Origin of the sequence: Acetobacterium sp. (genome assembly GCF_041752335.1) — a bacterium.
GTDB lineage: Bacteria > Bacillota > Clostridia > Eubacteriales > Eubacteriaceae > Acetobacterium.
Genome location: NZ_JBGSHG010000043.1, coordinates 1 through 25,480, shown reverse-complemented (window position 1 = coordinate 25,480; position 25,480 = coordinate 1). Strand labels below are relative to the sequence as shown.

Annotated in this window: 18 protein-coding genes, 1 pseudogene and 1 riboswitch; of the genes and pseudogenes, 5 read left to right on the top strand and 14 right to left on the bottom strand. The window is 44.2% G+C overall.

The window, feature by feature from the left end:
• From ACEW8F_RS05950 to ACEW8F_RS05900, 11 genes and pseudogenes are all read right to left on the bottom strand, one after another.
• Positions 1-756 (bottom strand): annotated as a pseudogene (locus ACEW8F_RS05950) (GTPase HflX); the annotation flags it as partial.
• 394 nt (positions 757-1,150) lie between these two features.
• Positions 1,151-2,311 carry a tRNA uracil 4-sulfurtransferase ThiI gene (gene thiI / locus ACEW8F_RS05945; RefSeq protein ID WP_373482555.1) on the bottom strand — a complete coding sequence of 387 codons (1,161 nt, stop codon included), beginning with the start codon at positions 2,309-2,311 and terminating at the stop codon, positions 1,151-1,153.
• Between the two features lie 16 nt (positions 2,312-2,327).
• Positions 2,328-3,494: a cysteine desulfurase family protein gene (locus ACEW8F_RS05940; protein WP_373482554.1), complete on the bottom strand. Its 1,167-nt coding sequence runs from the start codon at positions 3,492-3,494 to the stop codon at positions 2,328-2,330.
• Between the two features lie 42 nt (positions 3,495-3,536).
• Positions 3,537-4,070 (bottom strand): dCTP deaminase, encoded by a 534-nt coding sequence (gene dcd, locus ACEW8F_RS05935; RefSeq protein ID WP_373482553.1) that lies wholly within the window; start codon positions 4,068-4,070, stop codon positions 3,537-3,539.
• 110 nt (positions 4,071-4,180) lie between these two features.
• Positions 4,181-6,550: an endonuclease MutS2 gene (locus tag ACEW8F_RS05930; protein WP_373482552.1), complete on the bottom strand. Its 2,370-nt coding sequence runs from the start codon at positions 6,548-6,550 to the stop codon at positions 4,181-4,183.
• A gap of 17 nt (positions 6,551-6,567) precedes the next feature.
• The gene (locus ACEW8F_RS05925) at positions 6,568-9,063 is read right to left on the bottom strand and encodes a DUF3656 domain-containing protein (RefSeq protein WP_373482551.1); all 2,496 of its coding nucleotides are present in this window, start codon (positions 9,061-9,063) and stop codon (positions 6,568-6,570) included.
• 216 nt (positions 9,064-9,279) lie between these two features.
• On the bottom strand, positions 9,280-9,894 hold the full coding sequence (locus tag ACEW8F_RS05920; RefSeq protein WP_373482550.1) for an HdeD family acid-resistance protein: 615 nt from the start codon (positions 9,892-9,894) through the stop codon (positions 9,280-9,282).
• A gap of 39 nt (positions 9,895-9,933) precedes the next feature.
• Positions 9,934-10,368 carry a C-GCAxxG-C-C family protein gene (locus ACEW8F_RS05915; RefSeq protein ID WP_373482549.1) on the bottom strand — a complete coding sequence of 145 codons (435 nt, stop codon included), beginning with the start codon at positions 10,366-10,368 and terminating at the stop codon, positions 9,934-9,936.
• Positions 10,369-10,514: 146 nt separating this feature from the next.
• A complete protein-coding gene (metK, locus tag ACEW8F_RS05910; protein ID WP_373482548.1) occupies positions 10,515-11,693 on the bottom strand; it encodes a methionine adenosyltransferase in 1,179 nt (392 codons plus the stop codon).
• Positions 11,694-11,805: 112 nt separating this feature from the next.
• Positions 11,806-11,901: riboswitch (SAM riboswitch) on the bottom strand.
• Between the two features lie 123 nt (positions 11,902-12,024).
• Positions 12,025-13,206, bottom strand: coding sequence for an aminopeptidase P N-terminal domain-containing protein (locus ACEW8F_RS05905; RefSeq protein ID WP_373482547.1), 1,182 nt, complete (start codon positions 13,204-13,206; stop codon positions 12,025-12,027).
• Between the two features lie 13 nt (positions 13,207-13,219).
• Positions 13,220-13,705 (bottom strand): COG2426 family protein, encoded by a 486-nt coding sequence (locus tag ACEW8F_RS05900; protein ID WP_373482546.1) that lies wholly within the window; start codon positions 13,703-13,705, stop codon positions 13,220-13,222.
• Positions 13,706-13,856: 151 nt separating this feature from the next.
• On the opposite strand from ACEW8F_RS05900, the gene ACEW8F_RS05895 reads away from it, so the two are divergent.
• From ACEW8F_RS05895 to ACEW8F_RS05880, 4 genes are read left to right on the top strand one after another with little or no spacing between them, the layout of a single operon-like run.
• The gene (locus tag ACEW8F_RS05895) at positions 13,857-14,567 is read left to right on the top strand and encodes a tRNA 2-thiocytidine biosynthesis TtcA family protein (RefSeq protein WP_373482545.1); all 711 of its coding nucleotides are present in this window, start codon (positions 13,857-13,859) and stop codon (positions 14,565-14,567) included.
• A gap of 52 nt (positions 14,568-14,619) precedes the next feature.
• Positions 14,620-15,306, top strand: coding sequence for a response regulator (locus ACEW8F_RS05890; RefSeq protein ID WP_373482544.1), 687 nt, complete (start codon positions 14,620-14,622; stop codon positions 15,304-15,306).
• Positions 15,306-17,114 carry an ATP-binding protein gene (locus ACEW8F_RS05885; protein WP_373482543.1) on the top strand — a complete coding sequence of 603 codons (1,809 nt, stop codon included), beginning with the start codon at positions 15,306-15,308 and terminating at the stop codon, positions 17,112-17,114. Before ACEW8F_RS05890 ends, ACEW8F_RS05885 begins: the two co-directional genes overlap by 1 nt.
• Positions 17,095-18,225, top strand: a complete 1,131-nt coding sequence (locus tag ACEW8F_RS05880) for a hypothetical protein (RefSeq protein ID WP_373482542.1) — start codon at positions 17,095-17,097, stop codon at positions 18,223-18,225. The genes ACEW8F_RS05885 and ACEW8F_RS05880 overlap by 20 nt, the downstream gene beginning before the upstream one ends.
• A 72-nt stretch (positions 18,226-18,297) precedes the next feature.
• On the opposite strand, the gene pyk is transcribed toward ACEW8F_RS05880, so the two are convergent.
• From pyk to ACEW8F_RS05865, 3 genes are all read right to left on the bottom strand, one after another.
• Positions 18,298-20,040, bottom strand: a complete 1,743-nt coding sequence (gene pyk, locus ACEW8F_RS05875) for a pyruvate kinase (protein ID WP_373482541.1) — start codon at positions 20,038-20,040, stop codon at positions 18,298-18,300.
• A gap of 191 nt (positions 20,041-20,231) precedes the next feature.
• Complete coding sequence (locus ACEW8F_RS05870) at positions 20,232-21,188, bottom strand: ATP-dependent 6-phosphofructokinase (protein ID WP_373482540.1); 957 nt, start codon at positions 21,186-21,188, stop codon at positions 20,232-20,234.
• A 1-nt stretch (position 21,189) separates the two neighbouring features.
• Positions 21,190-24,738 (bottom strand): DNA polymerase III subunit alpha, encoded by a 3,549-nt coding sequence (locus tag ACEW8F_RS05865; RefSeq protein WP_373482539.1) that lies wholly within the window; start codon positions 24,736-24,738, stop codon positions 21,190-21,192.
• Between the two features lie 511 nt (positions 24,739-25,249).
• Between ACEW8F_RS05865 and ACEW8F_RS05860 the strand changes: the two genes are divergently transcribed.
• On the top strand, positions 25,250-25,480 hold a 231-nt coding region (locus ACEW8F_RS05860), incomplete at its 3' end, for an FGGY family carbohydrate kinase (protein WP_373482538.1).

The following is a 25,480-nucleotide window of genomic DNA, read 5'->3' as shown; positions in this document are numbered from 1 at the left end:
GTTATTCTGAATCACCTTGATCAGTTCCTGCAGCTTGCCCTTGCCCACATAAAAGGTGGTGTCAATCTGGCTTCTGGCCTGACAAACCTGTTCCAGCACAGTTCCCCCGGCGGTTTTTACCAGTTGCCGCAATTCTTCCATGGAGTCAACCAGCTCGACGCCCTTATTCCCGGGCAGATCCAGACCAATCAGTAAGGCCCGTTCCTCTTCATCTTCAGAATCAAACTTATTATTGGGATCGTCTTTGATAAACCGGTCTGCCAATAGAATATAGTTCTCCAGCGGAAACTTATTCAATTCCTTGAGGGTTTTAAACAGTGCCTGACCGTATTCCATCGTCGCTTCTTCAACCACTGGCACGCCGATACTAAAACTGGTCGGTATTTTTTCATCGACGCCAATCGCAATAATGCACTGAAGGTTCTGTTTTTTTGCCGCTGAAAAATCCTCGTCGGATAAGCGCGGATTACCGCCGGGATGGGTATGGATCACCCGGTATTTATTCAGTGCCTTAACGTGATACAGCATTTCAGCATTGCCAATATTGACGGTCGCTGCATCGCCAATATTCACCCATTGAACGCGGTTTTTATCGTTCGTGCAAATGAGCACTTCCCGCTTCGTTGCCAGGGTCAATCGTTTCATGATCTCCAGAATATATTCATCCAAAAGAACCTGGTTTTCCATTTCATAACCAACCAGGTCATCCAGTTCTTTTATATAGCTTTGGCGAATGCCACTTTTATTATCTGCCATTATTTTTTCCTTCTATTTTAATAAAATGATTTGTAAAATAATTTCTAAAATGATTTTTAGAATGATTAATCGAATGTCTTATTATAACACAAAAACCAGGCAAAATGATTGCCTGGTCAGGTTTTCCGTAAACTACCGTACCGACCAATTGTTAATCTGTTGTTCGCCGCGCCATGCGAAATCCGCTTTGCTCCTTTCGCATTGGTCGCGGGCTAGTCGCCAACTACAAGCAAGCTTGTGATTGGCTCGTTGCCTGCGCGCAGAATCGGACAGGCTCTGCCGTGTCCGCTCCGATGCGTACAACATGATATAACAATTGTCGGTACTGCTGCAGTTGTTTATTCATAATTTTATCAAAATAAAAAACTAATCTGAAAAAGTCATAAATTATGAACTAGAGTGTAACCACTTCAGATTCGGCTACGGCGGTGGCCATCATCTCTACCATCATTTCCGCAATTTTTTCTTCGGAACGCAGCATCTCCGAAACCTTTGGTCTGGTTTCCGGATGCTTGGGCACGAAAATGGTACAGCAATCCTCATAGGGCAGGATTGAGGTTTCAAAGGTACCGATGGTTTCAGCAATCTTGACAATTTCGGTTTTATCAAAGCCGATCAGCGGTCTGAACACCGGCATTTCGGCTACCGCATTGGTAGCTGCCAGGCCTTCCATCGTCTGGCTGGCCACCTGACCCAGGCTCTCCCCGGTAATCATGGCCTTGGCCCCTTCGTTGTTGGCAATCATCTCGGCAATCCGCATCATGTAGCGACGCATGATAATGGTGGTCTGCCGATCCGGACACATTTCGACAATCTTAGTCTGGATCTCGGTAAAGGGCACCACAAACAGTTTGATTTTACCGCAATACTGACTCATGATCTTGGCCAGATCGATGACCTTTTCCTTGGTTCGGTCACTGGTGAAGGGGAAGCTGTGGAAATAGACGCCAATAACTTCGACGCCCCGCTTAGCCATCAGATAACCAGCCACTGGACTGTCGATGCCGCCGGATAAAAGAAGCGCACCTTTGCCGCTGCAGCCCACTGGCAACCCGCCGTTACAGGCAATAAATTCGTGGTACATATAGGTTTGTTCGCGAACTTCCACCCACAGATTCAAATCCGGGTTGTGGATATCAACGGTCATCCCCGGGACGTTATCCAGCACCACTTCGCCCAGCCGGCAGCATAGATCCGGAGATTTGATCGGGAAGGTTTTATCGCCCCGCTTGGCGGTGATCTTAAAGGTTTTGATATCCTCGGCGGACCGCACCTGCTCAATGGTATTTTCTTCAATCACCTCAATATCACTGTCAATAACAATGGCTGGACTGATGGATACAATACCGAATACTTTTTGCACCCGCTCCATGGCCCGGTTCAGATCTTCATCATTGACATCGACAATCAAACGCCCCTGTATTTTTTTAACCTTTGCCGATGGTACACTGCGCAGGGTATTCCGGATATTTTTTGCCAATAATTCGATAAAAAAATTACGGTTCAACCCTTTCAGGGCAATCTCCCCGTATCGAACCAATATAACATGTTCCATTATTTTTTTGCTCCTGTCATCTATTTTTGTTTGGTTTAACCAAAAGTCTCAAGCTGTTTACGGCCTGGGCAATGGCGGCCACCGCGGTCTCCACATCATCTTTGGTGATATCTTTTGAAAAGCTGATGCGAATGGTTCCTTCTTTATATTCTTCGGCCAGCCCAATCGCTTTGAGGACATACTGTTTTTCCTTTTTATGAGACGAACAAGCTGAGCCGGTGGATACAAAAATCCCTTTGGCTTCGAGGCTGTGCAACAGCACCTCACCCCGCACCCGGTTAAAGGAAACATTCAGCACATAGGGGCTGCCGTTGGGATCGCCGTTTATTTTGATATCATCGATTTTTGCTTCCAATTCGTTGATAAAGGTATTACGCAAGCTGCGGATCGCTTCAAACTCGTCGCTAAACGAGTCTTTCCGTAAACGGATGGCTTCGCCAAAACCAATAATCCCCGGGACGTTTTCCGTCCCCGAGCGCATGTTGTTTTCCTGGCCGCCGCCTCGAAGCAGCGGTTTGATATCGGTACCTTTTTTAATGTATACGGCACCCACGCCTTTTGGTCCGAAAATCTTATGGCCGGACAAAGTCAGAGCATCAAGCAAGCAAGCCCGCACATCCACGGGAATTTTCATAAAGCCCTGAACAAAATCAGCATGGAAAATACATTTGGGGTTAACCGCCTTGACGATTTTGCCAATCGCCTTCAGGTCCTGAATCGTTCCCAGCTCATTGTTCACCCCCATAATGCTGACCAGAATGGTATCCTGGTTCATAGCCGCTTCCAACTCATCCAAATGAATATGCCCCTGGGTATCCACTCCTAAAATAATTACCTCAATCTGGTGATTTTCATAAAAGGTAAACACATCCAACACCGATGGGTGTTCAATGGCCGAGGTGATAATCCGCATCCGGTTACGTTTTTTATTCTCCACCACCCCCTGGATTATCATATTATTACCTTCGGTTCCACCGGAGGTAAAATAGATTTCCTGGTTCTGACAGTTCAGATTTTTGGCGATTAATTCCCGGACTTCCTTGATCGCCTGTTCGCCCCGAATCCCCAGGCGGTGGAGGGATGAAGGATTCCCATAGTTGTTCACCAGGGCATCCATCATTTTTTCAGCAACCTGGGGATGAACCCTGGTGGTTGCTGCGTTATCTAAGTAAATTTCTTTCATTATTTTGTTCCTTCTCTCAGCGGGCCGCTTTAACACTTCGGATCAGCATTCCTCATCCAGAAAAACGCGACTCCCGACGGCCGAACGCTGTCCCTGATATTTCCCCTGATAGGGGTTTAAGGCCATATCATCCATTTGCGCAAAGACCAGTTGACAGATCCGCCGACCCTTTTCCAGTTTGATCGGCAGGCGGTTGGCATTGTAAAGTTCCAGGGTAATCTCCCCTTCAAAGCCCGGGTCCACCCAGCCGGCATTCTGAATAAATAACCCCATCCGACCAATCGAGCTACGGCCTTCGACAAAGGCGGTCAGATTGCAGGGCAGCTTGATATATTCCATGGTGGTTGCCAACAGGAAAGAATTAGATGGAATAATGATCTCATCCGCTTCCATCGAAATATACTTGATTTCATCCGTCAGTGTCATCGTCTCAAAATTATTTTCATCCAGTTTTAAAAAACTGCTGCCCAAGCGAATATCCACCGAGGCCGGTTGCACCTGGCCCTGTTCCAGTGGATCGATGACCAACTCACCGCTTTCCAGATATTTATAAATGGTCTTATCCGATAAAATCATGTTTCCTCCAAAATTTCCAAATTCAGTTTATCCGTAAAATTTTCCCATTAATTGTATTATGGGTGCTGTCAGTTTACAAGATTTTTTTTAATCTACGTGCCTGCTTGCTTTTATAACGTCACGATGGTTACCCCGGAGCCGCCTTCATTCATGGCGCCCAGACGGAAATCTTCGATTAAGGGGTTTCCTTTTAAGTATTCATGAATGATCTCCCGGAGTCTGCCAGTGCCCTTGCCGTGGACAATCACAATCTGCTTGTTGCCTGAAAGCATCGCGTCACCGATCATCTTATCGACCAGATACAGCGATTCTTCACCATTTTTCCCGCGGAGATCCAGCTTGGTATCCATCACATGGCGATCCACCTTTTTATAGGTGACCTTTTTCTCTTCCGGCTTGGCCAGCGCCGTTGAGATGCTCAGGTCCCCGACGTCAACCTTAAGCTTGATCATCTCCGCCTGAACCATGGCTTTGTTTTCGTTGGGCAACAGATTTATAACCTCACCTTCCCGGCGCAGGCTATTAATATAAACCTTCATTCCGACACTGAGGTCATCCATTTCCAGGGCCGCCCCCTGATAATCTTTGGGTCGGCTGCCAAATTGATAAATGTTTTTTTCTTTTTCTTTAATCCGCTTACGAATCGCTTCCAATTCCTTATTATCTTTAACCGCATTGGTCGTGGTTTCCTGAATGGTCCTGATTTCCCGATAAATTTCTTCCGTTTCGGCCCGGGTTTTCTTAACGATTTCCATCGCTTCTTCCTGAGCTTTTTGGAGCAGCGCTTTTTGTTCCTCGGCAAACTTCTGCTTTTCCTGATCCATTTGCCGTTTCAGGGCTTCAGTTTCCTGCTTCAGGCGAATAATGGCATCATGTTCCGCTTCGGTGCGGCGACGCTTTTCATCAATTTTAATCAGCGTTTCTTCAAAGCGAATGGCTTCGTTCTTGATCAGCTCCCGGGCATTTTCAATGACATCATCGCCAAGCCCCAATCGCATCGCGATTTCAAAGGCATTGGATTTTCCCGGCACCCCAATTAACAGGCGATAGGTCGGTCTCAGCGTTTTGACATCAAATTCGACACTGGCATTGACCACCCCCGGAGTGACCAGGGCGTATTCCTTAAGCTCACTGTAATGAGTGGTGGATACACTGGTTACCTTGCGCAGATGGAGGGCATTAAGAATCGAAATGGCCAGCGCGGCCCCCTCTGTGGGGTCAGTACCGGCGCCCAGTTCGTCGAATAATACCAGTGAGTTATGATCAGCTTTGTTCATAATCTCAACGATATTGGTCATATGGGAAGAAAAGGTACTGAGGCTTTGCTCAATGCTTTGTTCATCCCCGATATCCGCAAAGACATCGGCAAATATCCGGGTTTTACTGCCTTCCCGAACCGGGACAAAAAGCCCGGACTGCACCATCAGGTTGAGCAGACCGATGGTTTTTAAGGAGACCGTTTTCCCGCCGGTATTTGGCCCGGTGATGACCATGGTGTCAATGCCTGCTTCAAAATAAATATCCGAGGCGACGACCTGATTTTCGGGAATCAGCGGATGCTTGGCCCGTAACAGCTCAATCGCGCCAGTTTCGGTGACACTGGTTCTGACGCCATTGATGGTCAGACCATACTTGCCTTTGCCAAACTGAAAATCCAGATCCACCAGGACATCATAATTGCAGATAATTTCATCCCGCAAATCCGCCACCTTCTGGGTGAGATCTTTGAGAATTCGGACAATCTCCTGTTCTTCTTCGGCGACCAGAATTTTGATATCGTTGTTCAGTTCCACCACCGCCATCGGTTCAATAAACAGGGTCGCGCCACTGGCCGACTTATCCAGCACAATCCCGGGCACCTGGCTGCGGTATTCCTGCTTGACGGGAATAACATAGCGATTGTTCCGGATTGTCACAATCTTTTCCTGGAGTATTTTTTCATAAGCGGTTGAACTGATCATATGGCTTAGTTTTTCCGTGATCCGCTTGTATTTAAACTGCATCTCCCGCCGAATCCGGGACAGTTCCCGGGAGGCGTTGTCGGCCATTTCTTCCGGTCCCAGTATTTTTCGGCTGATTTCCTTTTCCAGTTCTTCACAGGTTTCCAGCGAGGAAAACAGATCCTTTAATAATACCAGGGTATCCATTTGCGTATCACTATGGTAATAGTTATCCATATCCCGGGCGATCCGCAGCAGGGTGGCAATCGACAACAGTTCTTTCATCGACAGCATTGAGCCAATGGCGGCCCGCTTGACATAATCACTGGTATTCGGCACATCTGCCAGAGGCGGACGGCCGTTGCGGATGATCATCCCGAGACTTTCATTGGTTAAATCAAGGCCCCGATTGACTGCCGTCAGACTTTCTAGCGGCAATAGATTTTTGGCCTGATTCTTCCCGCCCTGGGTAACGCAATGCTCACCCAGACTTTTTAATATTTTATGATATTCCAAGACCTTCAGACTTCTTTGATCCATGTATTTATTTCACTCCTCTATTTCACGCCTCGTTTAAAACTTCCCCGGGTGGTTCCATCGGTCCCCAGCCCTTCGGGAAGACCCCAATGTTTGTCATAAATCCCCTGGCTGTAATAGCCGATGATGATTCTTAATTTTTCCATACTTTCGTTGTGGTGGTGAATTCGCCAGGTGTCCACGGCCTCTAATTCAAGAATTTCTTCCCTTAAAAATAAGGTATCGCCATTATAGACATGAATCAGTCCCTGGGCATCCCGTTCCACCGGGAAGCTAAATCCGCGCTCATCCACCAGCTTACCGGTCATTTCCTGACGACACAAACCAGTTGTTCCTTTTTTCTTTTCCAGACAGCTTTTACAGCCAAACAGACATTTTTTGCTGACCATCAGCTCCTGCGAACCGTAAACTGGTAAAACCATCGCAATCTCAGCACGCTCGCTTATTTCTTTCAGCTCGGTTTCAGTAAGTTCCGGCGATAACACGCCGCCACTGACGCCCCATTCTTTTAATGCCCTGGTTGCCAGGGTATTAAACAGGTTAAACGACTGATCGGCCTCTAAATAAGATGATCTTTTATTTAGCAGCTGCAGCGTTTCATAATTGCTGATTAAAAAACCATCCTGATTCATCTCTTGGGTCAATAATTGACGCACTTTTTTAGTCAATTGGTCATCCATTATTTTGGGTGTTTTAAGTAAAACCGCGATTCCCAGATCCTTTAAGAGGGCGGTCTTTTCCGCGACACCGTCCCCAAGCAATGGCAGCACAACCTGATCCAGACCCAGTCCATCGAGTAGCGTTAAAAACTGGTTGTCCGGCATTTTTTCGAATGCCAGTGAAACCTTTTTTTTTGAGTCTTCTACTTGCATTTTTTCAAATCGTTGTGATTGACCCGCTAGTTCTTTTTCCAGCGGCACAATCGTGATCGCCTGATTCAACGCCCCCGGATTGCTGACATTTTTCTGAGCATCTGCCAGAGTTTCCGCCAGTTTAATCAACACTTCTTTGCGCAGGGTGTTTAACTGGCTACGGGACAGAAACACCCGCTCATCCAACGCCATGGAAATGGCGCCCAGTTCATAACCGGTGCCGCCGATTCGGGAAATTTGTTCCCGGACCATCGCCTCATCAATGGCATTTTTCAGCGGTACTTCGGGACAGAAATCGGCCGTATAAACGGTCGTATAGCCCTGGCTGAAAGCTGCTATTTCGGCCGGTTTACCCAGCTTAAGAAGCAGTTTGAAATCCACTGCGGAGCCCGGTTGATCAAGGGATTGGGAGCCCAGTTGTTTAAGGCTATCCATTAAGTTTTTATCAAGATTTTTATAAAGTGGTGTTCCTGGTGAAACCCCATATCGACAGGGAATGGCCACGGTATCGCCACCAAGGCCTTGTTCCAGACGGCGGCCTGCCGGGGTGAAAATCGCATCCACCTTGGTCCCCATTTTTCCGTCCTCACCAAAGGATAAGCCATCCCCGACATGAAGCTGGGCATCCTCATTGAGACGAATCCCCAGAGGCTGATAGGCACTTTTATGATTCTGGTTTTTAGCGGTCTTAGCAAGGCTGACAACTTGGCCAATTAAAACGCCCCGGTTCTTGCCCACCTGGGCATTGAGGAGATCCGCTTCGTTAAAAAGGTGACCCCTGGTGAAATCACGGTTAAACACCTGCATGACGGCCTGATTATCAATTGTTTTCTTACTCATCTCACCCGCCGCCGCATCAATGGCTTCCCGATAAGCCCGGGTGATCCCATAAACGTATTCAGGTGTTTTCATCCGGCCTTCAATTTTTAAGGAGTCCACACCCGAAGCGATGATTGTCTCCAGGTCGTCCAACGTATTTAAGTCTTTGGGACTGAGGAGATAGCCTTCCTGAACCAGCCGATTGGTCTCATCAAATAGCCGGTAATTCTTGCGACAGGGTTGAGCGCAAAGACCCCGGTTGCCACTGCGGCCGCCAATCATACTGCTCATCAGACATTGGCCCGAATAGGCATAACACAGTGCCCCATGACAGAAAATCTTTAATTCCACATCCGTCTTTTTCTTGATTTCAGCCACCTCGGTTAACGGCATTTCCCGGGGCAGCACCACTCGGGAAAAACCAAGTTCCTGAAAAAACAACACCCCTTCCACGCCATAAACAGAAGCCTGGGTGCTGGTCTGGAGTTTGAATTCCGGAAAATAATGACGGATCAAATAAATAAGTCCCATATCCTGAACAATCAGGCCGTCAAGATTGAGGGTTTTCAGAAAATTAAGGGTATTGACCAACTCCCCCATTTCGCTGTTTTTAATTAATATATTCAAGGTGACATATACCTTCACCTGATGCTGATGACAAAGGGTGACTGCCTCTTTTATTTCTTCGTCCGTCATGTTTTCGGCATTGCGACGGGCATTAAAGGATTTGCCACCAAAATACACTGCATCCGCGCCACCGTTGATGGCCGCAATGACCGCTTCCATTGTTCCGGCAGGTGCCAGCAGTTCTGGTTTTTTATTCATTCTTACCTCATGTTCCTATTAATTGATGTTTTACGTAACTTCTATGCAATTGATTATTATAACATAAGTATTTGAAATAAAGAAGTTCTGAAAAGAGATTAAATCATTTCAGGAAAATGTTCTAACAAAAATTTTTCTGCTCCTTTTTCCATCTAAAAAGCAGTTCCGGTTGTTCACCCGAACTGCTCACATGGTTCATGCCATTACTAAATCTCTTTATTCAATATGATAATCCTCATAGCCTCTTTTGACTTTTTTAATTTGGGTAAAGGTTCGTTTCATACCAATCGACTGGATCACTAAAAATAGGCCAAATATACCAAAAGCAGCACCGACTAGCATGACGATAATTGTCGCCGGACCCATGGGATTAATAAAAGCGTAGATTCCAAACCCAATTAATGCCACACCCATGACGATTTTTACAATTCTGCCCACACTCCCGGAATTTGCTGAAATAATCAGTAGAAAGATTCCGGTAATAATGGCCCAGATGCCGATGATGACGATAAAAAACGCTACAATCACATTGGGTACCAGTAAAAAGATAATGCAGATGATCAGATCAAAGATTCCTCTTCCCAGACTGAAGCCCATCTTGGCACCATATCTGTGACGCATCACCAAAGCCGAAACAATATATATGATTCCCATGATTCCACGATACACACCAAAAATAAAAATTAGCAGGGTAATGGCCTGATTGCTGAAAAAAATGGCAAATACACTTAGCGCAATAAAACAAAGCCCATCCAGCAGCATCAGCCACCACTTGCCATAAGACCGTTCCAACATATCAATACCCAGGGATTTAGCATCACTTTGATTCATCTGATAACCTCCATCATTTTTTTGTGGTTTTTTGAATCCTTATTCCTTTTCCAGTGCTTTAACAACCCGATCAAAAACCTGTCCCGCCCGCAACTTAACCGGATTACAGCCCACTACCTCATCACGATGGTTTTTTTTGATATAATCACAATCCAAACTACCAAATTCTTTTTCGAATTCTTCTACCAGCAGTTTTGCTGCTCTGGTTGTTTTCTCCTGCTCTGACGGTCTTTCCTCCGTAAACATTGCGCTCAAAGCAGCCAATGAACCGGAAAAAGCACCGCAGGTTCTTTCGGAATAAAATCCAGCACCAAATCCCTGCAGCATCCGAAAACTTACCTCTTGTAGTTGTAAATCATATTCGTCATTTGCTGCCCGTAGAAGAACTTCTGCACAGTTCATATGGTACTGGGGTTGTACTTCCTCCGGCTTATCTTTTCCAAATGCATTATAAATTCCGATATGCTTTTCCATCTTTTTCCTCCAAGTTTTTAATTTATTGGGGTGTATCCTGAGCCAAAACAAATTAAGCTCTGATATTTTTATATACCCTTAATTAATGAAAAACCGCATGAAGTTCATGCGGTTTGATATTTTACTGTCAGTTGATCGTTTTTTATTTAAAGATTGCTTTTGAGTGTTTCCACCATGTCCAGCCGTTCCCAGGGAAGATCCAGATCAGTTCGGCCAAAATGTCCATAGGCAGCGGTTTGTTTGTAAATAGGTGCTCGCAGACCAAGGTTTTTTATAATCGCTGCTGGTCTGAGATCAAAACATTTTTCGATTAACGCAATCATCTTGTCTTCTTCTATTTTCCCGGTTCCAAAAGTTTCTACATAAATAGAAACAGGCATTGCCACACCAATAGCATAAGCCAGTTCAACTTCACATTTATCTGCAAGTCCGGCACCGACAATATTTTTGGCCACGTGTCGGGCTGCATAAGCACCGGATCGATCGACTTTTGTTGGATCTTTTCCAGAAAATGCGCCGCCGCCATGACGACCATAACCACCATAGGTGTCAACGATGATCTTACGTCCGGTTAATCCGCAGTCTCCCTGAGGTCCGCCGATGACAAACCGTCCGGTCGGATTTATAAAATATTTTGTGTCCGCATCCAGAAGTTCTGGATCAATGACCGGCTTGATAACTTTTTCAATCATATCCTTTTCAATCGTTTCTGAGGAAACATCAGAGCTGTGCTGAGTGGAAATAACCACGGTATCAATACGTGTTGGCACCCCGTCATTGTATTCCACAGTTACCTGAGTTTTACCATCCGGACGCAAATAGTCTACTATTTTTTCTTTGCGGATATCGGTCAGTCGTTTTGCCAGCTGATGGGCCAGCGAAATTGGCAATGGCATCAGTTCCGGGGTTTCATTGCAGGCAAAGCCGAACATCATGCCCTGATCGCCAGCGCCGGTGCCAAGTTCGGCCTCGGTCAACTCCCCTTTTTTTGATTCCAGTCCTTCATCCACACCCATGGCAATATCAGTTGATTGTTCATCAATGGCGGTAATAACCGCGCAGGTATCACAGTCAAAACCATATTTGGCACGGTCATAACCAATTTCCCGAACCGTCTCTCTTACCAGTTTAGGGATATCCACATAACAGGTCGTGGTAATCTCGCCTGCGACCAGGACCAAACCGGTTGTCACCATTGTTTCACAAGCAACCCGGGCCAGCGGATCCTGTTCAAAAATCGCATCCAGAACGGCATCAGAAATCTGATCGCAAATCTTGTCTGGATGGCCTTCTGTCACCGATTCTGAGGTAAATAATTTTTTCATTGTGTTCTCCTTTTAATAATGTAATATCCATTTACCTGATCGCTCTTACTATAATCACGAACGTTAATAACGAAAAAACCTCGTCTAACGACGAGGCTAATGATCACATTAAATCCCATCATTGCGAAAATATCGCAGGTATTGGCACCATGCATACGCTGGTTGCCGGGTTTCATCGGGCCTGTCCCTCCACCTCTCTGGATAGGTAAATATTCAATTACTTTTTCTAAATCATACACATCATTTTTTTCTTTGTCAAGCATTTTATTTTCGACTAAAGTTTTCGATGATCGATAGATGCCCGTTCGTTTAAAATCATCTTAGAATCCTGCTATAAGACCGTACAGCCACTATCGGTAATCACCACATCATCTTCTATCCGGATGCCAATCCCCAGTTTTTCCAGATAGAGACCCGGTTCAACCGTCATCACCATTCCTGGAGCCAAAATCAGATCCCCTGCTGGCCGCAGATCATGGGTATCCAACCCCAACGGATGGCCAATACCATGATAATAAAATTCAGTAATATCATTATTTTCGGGAATAAAACCGGCACTGCAGCATTTTTCCAGAAACAGTTCTTTCGTCAAATTCTGCAGATCTTTCATCACTGCTCCCGGTTTATAGGCTTTTAACATTTCAGCTTGAACCCCTGCTACAATCCCATATAGTTTTTCCTGCTGGGGGGTCATTTCCCCATTCACCGTGAAGGTTCGACTGATGTCTCCGCAATAGCCATCCACTCTTGCCCCCAGATCAAAGAGAACCAGATCACCAGATTTCAACGGACAGCGATTAGATACATAATGAAGCACCGTAGCATTCTTTCCCGATGCGACGATGGTTTCAAAGGCCAGTCCCTCAGTTCCTTCTTTTTTTACATAATACTCAAAAAAAGCGGCCAGTTCATATTCGTATATCCCTGGTTTTATCAATGGCTTCATTGCGCTGATACCTTGTTTGGTAACCGTATTGGCTCTGGCAATCGCATCGATTTCTTCCGGACTTTTGATCAACCGCAGCCCTGTCAGGATAGGATGAAGATCTTTTAATTCACATTGCTTAATCGTATTCTTCAAATCAGTATCTTCGGTTTTAAAACTCTGATGCTTTGGGGTTTTAAAATCAAAATACAGTGTTTGAACCGATGATGCACGGCCTATCTCATGAGGCAGATCTTTAATATAATAGACTTCATCAATGCCCGAAACCGCTTTTGCCTCATCGTTATTGATCTTTTTGCCCACCCATTTTTCTTTTAATGGATCCGCTGCTTCGATGAATAGTTGGAAAGAGGTTTCCCCATGATGATCTTTTTTAATAACAAGCACCACCTCCGGCGCGCGAATGCCGGTTAAATAATAAAAATTATTGTTGGCAAAAAAAGGATAATTTGCATCCTCGGTCATTACTATTTCCCGGCCTGAGAATAGAATAGCAAAACTGTCACTTTCCATTTGATCAGCCATTTTTTTTCTGTTTGCCACATAAAAACGCTGTGATAACGCCATACCTTCTCCTTTTCTAAAACAAAGACAAACCGCCTGCCACAAGGGCCGTAACAATAATACCTGCTGTAGCCGATCCCAGGGCAACTGAGATCATACTGTGTTTAAAGTCCAGTCCAATCAGCGAGGCCGCCAGGCATCCTGTCCAAACCCCTGTCCCTGGCAACGGAATCGCTACAAAAAGAAACAAGCCCCAAAACTCATACTGAGTCAGTTTGTCCGATTTTTTCATTCCTTTTGCAATAATCCAATTGGCCATCTTGCCAAATATTTTTGTTCCCGACATCCATTTTAGAATGGCCGGAATAAACATCAGAATAAACGGAGCTGGTATGATACTCCCCAGCACACCCAGTAAATATGCCTGTAAATAGGGCATCTCATAAACTAAAATCGCCAGGGGAATGGCACCTCTGAGTTCCACAATAGGAATGGCCGAAATAACAATAATCTCCAGCCAATCTGGTAAAAATGCTAAAAAATTAATAATTGCCTGTTGCATATAAACGAATCTCCTTTTAATCTCTTCTGTTAAGTGTTAGAATGACTATAGAATGCCATTAAGACTATATTGTACCTTTTATGAATAATTTTTACAAGCATCGGTTAGGAAACCGCTTCCTACAGTATCACAATAAAAACAGGAGAACCTTATGAAAAAAATCCTTGGCCCCCTTCGTCGGGGGGTTGACAAATATGAAATGATTAAACCCGGAGACCGCATTGCCGTTGGTCTGTCCGGCGGTAAGGACAGCACGGCACTGCTAGTTGCCATGAAACGCTTTCAGTACTTTTCCCCGATTCCTTTTGAACTGGAAGGAATTACCCTGGATATGGGCTTTGGCGGCATGGACATGACCCCCTTAGTCGATTTATGCGCCAGACTTGATATCCCCTATACCATCAAAAAAACATCCATTGGCCCGATTGTTTTTGAGGAACGGCAGGAAAAGAGTCCCTGTTCACTATGTGCCCGGATGAAACGCGGTGCCCTCCATGATCTGGCCATTGACCGGGGCTGCCGGACCATTGCTCTGGGCCACCATGCTGACGACGCCGTTGAGACTTTTTTTCTCAGCCTATTTTATGAAGGCCGAATTAACACCTTTTCGCCGGTAACCTATCTGGATCGAAAAGACATCACCCTGATTCGTCCCTTAATTTTTGTTAAGGAACGTGACATTCTGGGTGATCCGGAAATAAAAAAGCTGCCAGTGATCGAAAGCACCTGTCCCGCCAATGGCTATACCAAACGGGAAGACATCAAAAACATGATCAAAAATCTCCGCAAAACGATCCCGGATCTCGATGATCGGGTTTTAGGAGCCATCCAAAACAAGGAACAATTGAATCTGTGGTTTTAAACTATTTTTAATAGTTTTTTATTATAGTATAATTAAGAAAGCAGGTACGAAAATGAATGAAAAAATACTCGTTGTCGATGATGAAGCGTCGATTGTTGATTTAATAAAGCTGGAGCTGGAATTTGAAGGTTATCAGGTTGAAACTGCCAGCGACGGCGTCGAAGCCGTTGAAAAAGCATTAGAGATTCACCCGGATCTGATCGTGCTGGATATTATGCTGCCAAAGAAAAACGGTTATGATGTCTGTCGGGAACTATCTCCCCAATTAGGGGTTCCCATTATCCTCTTAACCGCCAAAACCGATATTATTGACAAGGTTTTAGGATTGGAGCTGGGAGCTGATGATTACCTCACCAAACCCTTTGATAACCGGGAACTGTTAGCCCGGATCAAGGCCCACCTGCGACGTTCAAGCATTACCATTGAACCCCAGAAACAGGAGTCCCTGCTGAAAAATGGCGATTTGAGCATTTATGCCGATGAGCGAATGGTGATGCTGGATGGCAAAGAAATCCATCTCACTCCCAAAGAATTTGAATTGCTTTTTTTACTGGCCTCCAATCTGGAGCAGGTTTTTCCCCGGGATACCCTATTGGAAAAAATCTGGGGATATGATTATTACGGGGATACCCGAACCGTTGATATGCATGTTCAGCGAATCCGCCGCAAAATTGACACCCAGGGCAATAAATACATCCAGACTGTTTTTGGAATTGGATATAAGATGAGGAAACTTTAATGCAGCTAAGCTACCGGGTTCGAATGATCTTATACAACATCCTTCTTTTTGCTTTTGCATTTTTGATTGTTGTATTTTGTGTTTTTCAGGGAACCTCCTACTACTATATCAATGAGACAAAAAACAATTTGCTGAAAACAGCTCAGGACTCCACATTATTTATCAGTCAGGAATTAAAGAATGTCCCGAGCCCGGACTCCCTTAAAAACAGATTTATTGCCAATAGTCTGTATCTCTCAAAAAGCATATCCGAAAATGAAAATCATCGGGTTCTGCTTTTTGATAGTGAGGGCAATCGGATTGCGGACTCTGTGGAAGAAACCACGACTAACAATACCCTTAAAACCGAGCTTGACCTTTCGCTGACTGAGAATGCTCCCGTGTTTACCTTAAAATCCATTAATAATGCCAGTATAGCATATTTCACCGCCCCGGTTACCATCGACAATAGCGTCGTTGGATACATCGGTTTTATTTATTCCATGCGCGAAATGGACACTTTTTTACATGTTGCCGGCATGCTTTTTGCAATTGGCGGGTTGATTGGTCTGATGGTTCTGATTTTCGTTACCATGTCCTTCTCCAAACACTTTTTTCAGCCCATTAAAGATCTGACCAAAATCTCCAATGAAATTAATAACGGCAACTATAATCTAACTATTTATTATAAGCATACCGATGAAATCGGGGATCTGACCCATGCTTTTAACGGCATGGTTACCAACATCAACAATGTCATCCTGCAGCTGGAATCGGAACGAAAACGACTTGCCGGGGTCCTGGCATCAATTGATGATGGGCTTTTGGCCATTGATAAAAACGGCAATATCATCACCTCAAACAGTTATATTAAAACCTATTTTAATGTCAGCAATCCCAAAACCATTTACGATTTTCAATATCAGTCTTTTTTACGGGATATCTTTGACAGCCTAAAAAATGGCAAAGACCATATTTCTGAAGAAATTGACTGCAACAACCGAAATCTACTGCTGATCGGCAGTCCCATTCGGGAAAAGGGTTTTGAAGAAAACTATATGATTATTATCCGAAACATGACCGCCGCCCGACATATTCAGGAAGAACAGCGAAAATTTATCAGCAGTGTTTCCCATGAATTGCGTACTCCTTTGACCACCATCATTGGTTATACCGATATGCTCACCCGCCGGCAGGTCGCGGATCCGGAAATACTCAATCGTTCGCTAAATACCATTAACCGGGAGGGTCACCGCCTATTACGACTGGTTGATAATCTTTTAAATGTAAACAAGTTTGACAAGGCCGAATTTGATTTCAAAAAAACAAACCTGAATCTTGTTCTGCTGCTATCCGAAGTGGTTGAACAAATGCAGATTAAGGCCAGCCAGTCTGACGTCGAAATTAACTATGTGTCCGATGAACTCCCGGAGATTCTCGGGGATTATGACCGGCTTCAGCAGGTATTTATCAATATTATTCATAACGCCATCAAATATTCAAATCGCGGAGATATTATTGATGTCATTTCTGCTATTGAGGACAATCATATTGTGGTCTCGATCCGTGATTATGGCCCTGGTATTTCGGAAATCGAACAAAAACGGATTTTCAACGCCTTTTATCGCGTTGAGGAGGATCGCTCCCGGGGCTATGATGAAGGCGGTTCAGGTTTGGGCCTTTATATTGTTAAACAGATTGTCGAGAAACACGACGGAAAAATTGATATTGTCAGCCAGGTCGGCGAAGGCACCAATATTATTGTCACCCTTCCCATTCTGTCGGTCTTAATTTATGGAGGTGATACAGATGAAAAAAACACAAAATAAAGTGATTTTCCTTTGTTTCATTTTTTTAACCCTGATTACCAGCAGCGGTTGCCAGAATCTGTTTGTTCCCACCAACGTGCCCGTTGTTTTACGTAACGATCCGATCTTAAACAATCCATCTCCTCGGCAAATCAGCATTCAATCTTATACTATGGCTTCCCCTGGAGTGGTTCAAGACATTACCAATAGCGGCAATAATTTGATCCTTTTCACTTTTGGCACCACCTATAATATTGACACCTATAATACTGAAACCATGCAATTGTCTTCATTTGTCAATTCTGACAAAAAAGCATTGAGTGCCCTTTATGATACCTTTGATACCGGCATCTATTATGCCGAAAAACTCGTTGATCCCCTAACTGGAAGTGTGGGCAGCCAGATTATCTGGTCGGATGTGAATCAAAACACCACCCGAATCATTTCCCTGCCGGAAGAAAATGTTATCCAGCACTTTGGCATTGGCGATTCCGGCCAGGTGGTTTATGCCAATAACAATAATCAAATTATTATGGCCGACAGTGAAGGCAATCGACAGGTTTATAATGTCCTTAACAACTTTAATATTCTGGCCGTAGACTATATCAATACCGAAAAGGGGTTCGTATTTATCGCTACTGATCCTCAAAATGAAGAGCGGACCAACCTATACTACGCAAAAATGAAAGATGATTCTGCCGAATTGACTTCCACTCTGATCGCAGAGAACGTGAGCAGTTTTAATATTAACGACTTGACGAATCAGATTGTCTTTATTAAAAACATTGGCGATTTCCAGACAATTCGCACCTGGAAAACCAATACCACCAATTCTTACGGCATTGCCACCGGCAATTATGGATCGGCCCGGTTTACACCAAATGGTGAACGCATTGTTTTTACCCAGTCAACTCCCAATTCCGATAACCAGGCGGAATCGATCTGGATCATGGAAGCCAACGGGAAAAATTCACTGCAACTCACTGCACCGCTTAACATCAATTCAGAGATCATCTGTCATCCATATAAATCAGTACTTTTTTTCTCAGTCGAAAAAAGTTCTGACAGCATCAGTTCTACCGATGAGCATACCCTTTCTCAAACCTATCAACTCACTTACAAAATAAACTGAATGCCAAAAAAAGCGACCGAGTTAAACTATCGGTCGCTTTTTTGTACATACGCTAAATTTTTATAAAGCTGATTACATCATCTGAACTCTGCCCTGATAAACAACCCCACGTTTGGGATCAACAGAGATAAGTTTACCATGTTCCAGGGTATCCAGAGCTTTAACGACATTAACGATAACCGGAATATCATAGTGAAGCCCGGCAATCGCTCCTTCCGAACTGAGTCCGCCTTCTTCAGTAATGATTGCCGATGCCAGCGGTAGTATCTGACTGACCTCTGGTGTCAGGGTTTTAACCACTAAAATATCGCCTTCCTGGAAATCATCCAGATTAGCAGCTGTAATTAGTTTAGCATGGCCGGTGACCGGTTTTTTACCAATTCCCACCCCATTAATAATGGCATTTCCCACAGTATGGACCTTGATCATATTGGTATTTCCCTGAACACCCAGTGGCACACCAGCTGCAACTACGGCAATGTCGCCAAATTTGACATAGCCCTGTTCCACTGCTTTTTTAACCGCATCCATAATCATACTGTCGGTGTCCCCAAACTCCGGAGTATAAATGCAGTTAACGCCCCAAACTAAGGCCAGACGACGAATCGTTGTCACCTTGTCTGTTACCGCCAGAATCCCGGAATCGGGACGATATTTAGAAATCATCCGAGCGGTATGACCTGAAGATGTTGCGGCGATAATGGTCTGCGCGTCAAGCTGCTCAGAAATCTGACAAGCCCCTTCGCTGACCGCATTGGTAATGGTCAATTCCCCGTGATCCGGTTTTTTTCGGCGGGCATATTCTTCAGAATCTTCACTTTTAACCACAATATTAAACATCGTTTTGACGGATTCGACAGGATAGGAGCCAGCCGCTGTTTCACCGGATAACATCACTGCATCCGTTCCGTCAAACACAGCGTTTGCCACATCACCAACTTCAGCCCGGGTCGGTCTGGGGTTACGCATCATCGAATCCAGCATTTGCGTGGCGGTAATAACTGGTTTCCCAACAAGGTTACATTTTCTGATAATGCTCTTTTGAACCAGTGGTACGTCTTCGGCAGGTATTTCTACCCCCAGATCCCCTCTGGCCACCATGATTCCATCGGATACATTAAGAATCCGGTCGATGTTCTCAACACCTTCCTGATTTTCAATTTTAGAAATGATGTCAATGAGATCCCCGCCATTACGTTCCAGAACTTTTCTAATCTCTAAAACATCATGGGGTTTTCTGACAAATGATGCCGCCACGTAATCGACCTTTTGCTGGATCCCAAAGATAATATCACTCCGGTCTTTTTCTGTTAAAGCCGGCAATTCGATACTCATACCTGGCAGGTTAATGCTCTTTTTGCTACCCAGGCTTCCACCATTTAGAATGCTGCAAACCATCTCATTATCAAAAATTTCTTCAACTTCCAGCTGAATTAAGCCGTCATCGATGAGAATGCGACACCCCGGCGAGACTTCATTGGGAAGATTTTCATGGGAAATACTAAAGCGTTTTTCATTACCTGAAATGATTTCAGTGGTCAACGTTACCTTTTCTCCGGCAACCAGTTCTACCTTCCCGGCACTTAGTTCTCCGGTTCTAATTTCCGGCCCCTTGGTATCCAACATAATAGCAACCGGGATACCCAACTCTTTACGGACTTCTTTGATTCGCTGAATTCGTGCCGCATGTTCTTCATGACTGCCATGAGAAAAATTAAGTCGTGCCACATTCATCCCATTAAGAATAAGTTCTCTTAATATTTCCTTTGTATCTGCTGCTGGTCCCAGGGTGCAGACAATCTTTGTTTTTTTCATATTCTACCTCTTTTCGTATTTAATTTCTATTTATAAAATAACCAATGCGGGAATTTAACTGATAAACCCTGCTGCATTGTTATTGTTTATTGCTTACAACTCTGGATAACCAGATTATTATTGTTTCCATTTTTATTTTTTTGCTTATAATTCCGTTAAATAACTGATTGTATACCGATTCTACACTTTAATTAAATGGATAGTACCGAGGCCATATCATAAATATCCTCGCGGAATATCTTAGGCATTTGAAGGGCTTCTTCGATGGGGATGCCCAGATAGGACCCACAACGTTGGGCCATGACTGTTCCTGTTTCTTTCCTGACAATGCTTAGCACCGCATTGTACCCCATAAAGCTAGCCAGATTCCGGTCCATATGAGAGGGTGATCCCCCTCTTTGAATATAACCCAGATTGGTGCCCTTGGTTGTTACCTGGGTTTTCTCTTCAATCTTGACACAATAATCCCGGTAATTACCACAACCCTCAGCCAGCATCACAATGCTGTGAAGTTTGCCCCGATCTTTTCCCTGGAGCAGGCGTAAACAAATGGCGTCCAAATCCGTTTCTACCTCCGGTAGGATCAATGCTTCCGCTCCCCCGGACAATCCCGAATAAAGGGCGATATCTCCACATTTTCGACCCATCACCTGAACCACATTAATGCGATTATGGGAGTAGGTGGTATCCCTGATTTTGCTGATCGCATCGAGGGCTGTTGTTACTGCCGTATCAAAGCCGATGGTATAATCGGTGAATCCCAGATCATTATCGATGGTCCCGGGAATGCCTACCACACTGACACCTAATTTCTGCAATGCCAGAGCACCATTCATGCTTCCGTCGCCGCCGATGATGATCAGGTGCTCAATTCCATATTCTTCCAGAACTTTGACACTTTGCCTAACCCCGGCATCCGTTGCAAAAAACTCGCTTCTGGAGGTTCGCAGAATGGTACCGCCCCGCTGCAGGATGTCGGCTACCGAATAAACACTAAAGGGTGTAATATCGCCTTCCAGTAAACCCGCAAAGCCCCGATTAATGCCATACACTTCAACCTTATTATAAATAGCTGTTCGAACAATGGCACGAATACACGCATTCATGCCGGGAGCATCGCCTCCGCTGGTTAAAACTCCAATTCTCATTTTATTTTACCTCCACATTCTTTATTCCTAAAATTTGGCCTAATTCTGTGAACAGTGATTCTCCGAGGGTAACCCATAAGTCTTTATTGGCCCCAAAATGTTTATCTTCGTTTTTCAGGTATAACACCACAGGCACCGGTCCCGGATACTTAATTAGAATCGATTTGAGCGATTTTATCAAGGCCTTTTCTGTTAAATCCCCTAAACTCAAAACCAGTTTCTGGCGATTCTGTCCCCCGCCATTAGTCTCATACGTTGACGTACTTTCTTTCACTTCAAGGTTTTCTTTGTTTTTAGGCGGCTCGCCGATGGGATAGATCTGGGCTGCAATCACCGAGGTTCGTGCCTCTTCATTGTAATTGATCCGTCCTTTGATCACCACCGGCTGATCCTGTTTTAAATAACGGCGATATTCATCATAGGTTTTAGGAAAAACCACTACCTCGATTCGTCCATACAAATCTTCCAGCGTCAGAAATGCCATCATCTGACCTTTTTTAGTCATCATGGTTTTCATTTCCACAATTAATCCGCCAATACTGACCTGCTGTCCATCCCGGATACCGGCATCTTTTAAATCCTGATAGCTGTCGACAATATTAGAAAATAAGGTGACTGTTTTTTTGAGGATGTCTTCATATTTTTCCAGTGGATGCCCAGTTACATAAAGGCCCAAAACCTCTTTTTCCAATGCCAGCCGTTCTTCTTTGGAAAATGGCTGCTTTTGTGGAAAATGATCTTCCTTCAAATTTTTCAATTCATCTGATCCGCCCAGTCCGGCCAGCTCTAAAAGCGACATTTGTCCGGAGATGCGATCCTTCTTTTCCCGCTGCACCTGATCGACAATCAATTCGGCAATCGCCAGCATTTGCGCCCGGCTGCTGCCGATGGCATCAAATGCGCCGCCCTTGATGAGACTTTCGATGCTCCGTCTGTTCAGGGATTTTAGATCCACCCGTTCACAGAAATCCCGGAGATTCTGGAAATCACCTTTGGCTTTCCGGGCTTCAATGATGGCGGCAATGGCATTTTTACCAAGCCCTTTAACTGCTCCCAAGCCAAAACAGATGGAATTACTGGAAACACTGAATTTCTCGTAACTGGCATTAATACTGGGTGGTAATACATGAATACCCATTTTTCGACAATCTTCAATATATTTTGCCACTTTTTTCTCATCATCCATAATACTGGACATTAACGCCGCCATAAACTCAGTGGGATAATACCATTTCAGCCAGGCGGTCTGATAGGCGATGACTGCATAAGCCGCAGCGTGGGATTTATTAAAAGCATATTTGGCGAAATCTTTCATTTCTTCAAAGATTTTTTTAGCAGCCGCTTCAGTTAGCCCTCGCCGGATCGCACCGTCGACTAAAACTTTACCGGTTTCATCTACCTCGCCATGGATAAAGACCTGACCCTCGGCCTCCATCACACTGCTCTTTTTCTTGGACATGGCCCGCCTGACCAGATCACTTCGTCCCATCGAAAAACCGGCCACATCTCTAAATATCTGCATAACCTGTTCCTGATAAACCATACACCCATAGGTAACGTTGAGGATGTTCTCAAGAATGGGGTGATCATAGGCCGCCAGGGACGGACTTTTCTTGTTTTCAATATAACGGGGGATCTGATCCATTGGCCCGGGCCGATACAGTGAAATCCCGGCGATAATATCTTCAAAGCTGCCTGGCTGGAGTTCCTTGATAAACTGTTGCATACCCCTGCTTTCCAGCTGAAAAACACCGAGGGTATCGCCTTTTGAGAGCATTTCATAGACCCTGACATCATCCATTTCCAGACTGTCCAGATCCAGATGCTTGCCGGTGCTATGCTCGATATTTTCCAGCGCATCCCGGATCACCGTTAAGGTCCGCAGACCCAGAAAATCCATTTTAAGCAGACCCAGATCTTCCAATAAACCCATCGGAAACTGGGTTGTAATCACATCATTATTTCGATAAAGCGGAATATACTCAACCAGGGGCAAATCAGAAATGACTACCCCGGCGGCATGGGTTGATGCATGGCGGGATAAACCTTCAATGGACTGAGCCGTTTTAATCAGTTTGGCAATATCCGTATCAGTATCTGCCATTTTTTTGAGCTCTGGGTTTTCTTTTAACGCCTCTTCAATAGTGATATTAACACCGGGATGAATGGGTATTTCCTTGGCTACCCGATCCACAAGATTATAGGGCATATCCAGAGCCCGGCCAACATCCCGGAGGGCCCCCCGGGCCGCCATGGTTCCGAAGGTAATAATCTGAGCCACCCGGTCTTCCCCATACTTATTTACCACATAATCGATGACTTCCTGCCGCCGTTCGTAACAAAAATCGACATCGATATCCGGCATTGTTACCCGTTCCGGGTTGAGAAAACGCTCAAACAGCAATTGATACTTGATCGGATCGATGGTGGTAATACCCAAACTGTAAGCAACTAAACTGCCCGCCGCACTTCCCCGTCCTGGTCCAACCATAATCTGGTTGTCTTTGGCATACTTGATAAAATCCCAAACGATCAGAAAATAATCGTCAAAGCCCATATTGTGAATGGTTTCCAATTCATAGGCCAGACGATCTTGCAATTCTTTAGTGAGCGTTTGGTATTTATTTACCATTCCCGCTATGCAAAGACTTTTCAGATAGTCTTTAGCCTTTTCGCCGTGAGGCAGTTCAAACTGGGGCAGATGGGTTTTTTCGAGATCAAAGCTGACCTCGCAACGTCTGGCAATGCGGTTGGAATTTTCAATGGCTTCCGGCATATCGGAAAAGAGTTTACTCATTTCCTCCTGACTTTTTAAATAAAACTCATTATTGGGAAAACGCATTCGCTTTTCTTCCGAAACGGTGGCCGCTGTCTGGATACATAAAAGAATGTCATGGTTTTCACTGTCTTCTTTACGGACATAATGGACATCATTGGTTGCCACCAGAGGAATGTCCATTTTTTTTGACAGTTGAATCATCCGCTCATTAATCAACGCTTCTTCGCGGAGACGATGATCCTGAATTTCAAGAAAGAAATGATCTCTGCCAAAAATATTCTGGTAAAGCCGGCAGCGTTCTTCAGCTGCGGTTAGATCATTGTTTAGAATCATTTGCGGAATTTCACCAGCAATACAGGCAGACAGGCAAATAATTCCTTCACTATATTCCCTTAAACAATCATGATCCACTCTTGGTTTATAATAAAATCCGTCAATAAAACCTTTCGAGACAATCTTCATGAGGTTTTTATACCCCAGGTTGCTCTCCGCTAACAAAATAAGATGAGCCCGTTCCTTGTCGTAGATCGGATCCTTTTTTTCAAGGCCTCTTGGCGCAACATAAACTTCACACCCGATCACCGGGTGAATGTTTTCGTTAAGGCAGGCCTTATAAAAATCAATGGCTCCAAAAAGGACACCGTGATCTGTCAGTGCAACACTTTCCATGCCGCTTTGAGCCACCGCTTTAACCAGCTCATTGATTCGGCCAAAGCCGTCCAATAGACTATATTCGCTATGTACATGAAGATGCGTAAATTGTTTTTCCATCTTTTCTTCCACTTTACTATTAAAATTTAGTTTCATACTTTTCTGATTATTTCCGATTTCTTTAGTTTTTATTATAACATAGATTCTTAAAAATAAATAGCAGTTTTGTCCCGGTCGGATGATATTGATCCCAGTATTCTCTATCCATCATTTTTCCTACATTATATACTACTTATTATAGATTATTAAATTTCATTTGAAATGATTCGCTTTAATCACCAATCAATTTGTTATATTTTTAACGTAATTTTTTTGCCGGTAATCCTTTACATTATTTCCGAGTTATGTTATTATAAGTTCGTAAATAGTATATCATTGTTTACGAAAAGATTTAATAATTTCATATATTGGCAGGAGTTATGGAGGGCCGTACTTTCGTTTTTACATTAAGAGAATATGTAAATTTGTTAGTATGCGCTTTTTTTGTTTGTTTTTATCCCTTTCCTTTTGGTTTCATTATGTTTTTTAAACATAATCAAATAAATAATTAAATAAATAGGGGGTTATACTTATGAAAAAGTATATCTTATCACTGGATGCAGGAACTACGAGTTCAAGAGCGATTTTATTTAACCATGACAGCGAAATCGTCAGTGTTGCGCAAAAAGAATTTACTCAAATCTATCCAAAAGCCGGTTGGGTTGAACATGACGCCATGGAAATTTGGGCTACCCAAAGTGGTGTTGTAACTGAAGCTATGTCAAAAATTGGCGCTACCGCTGAAGATATTGCTGCTATCGGT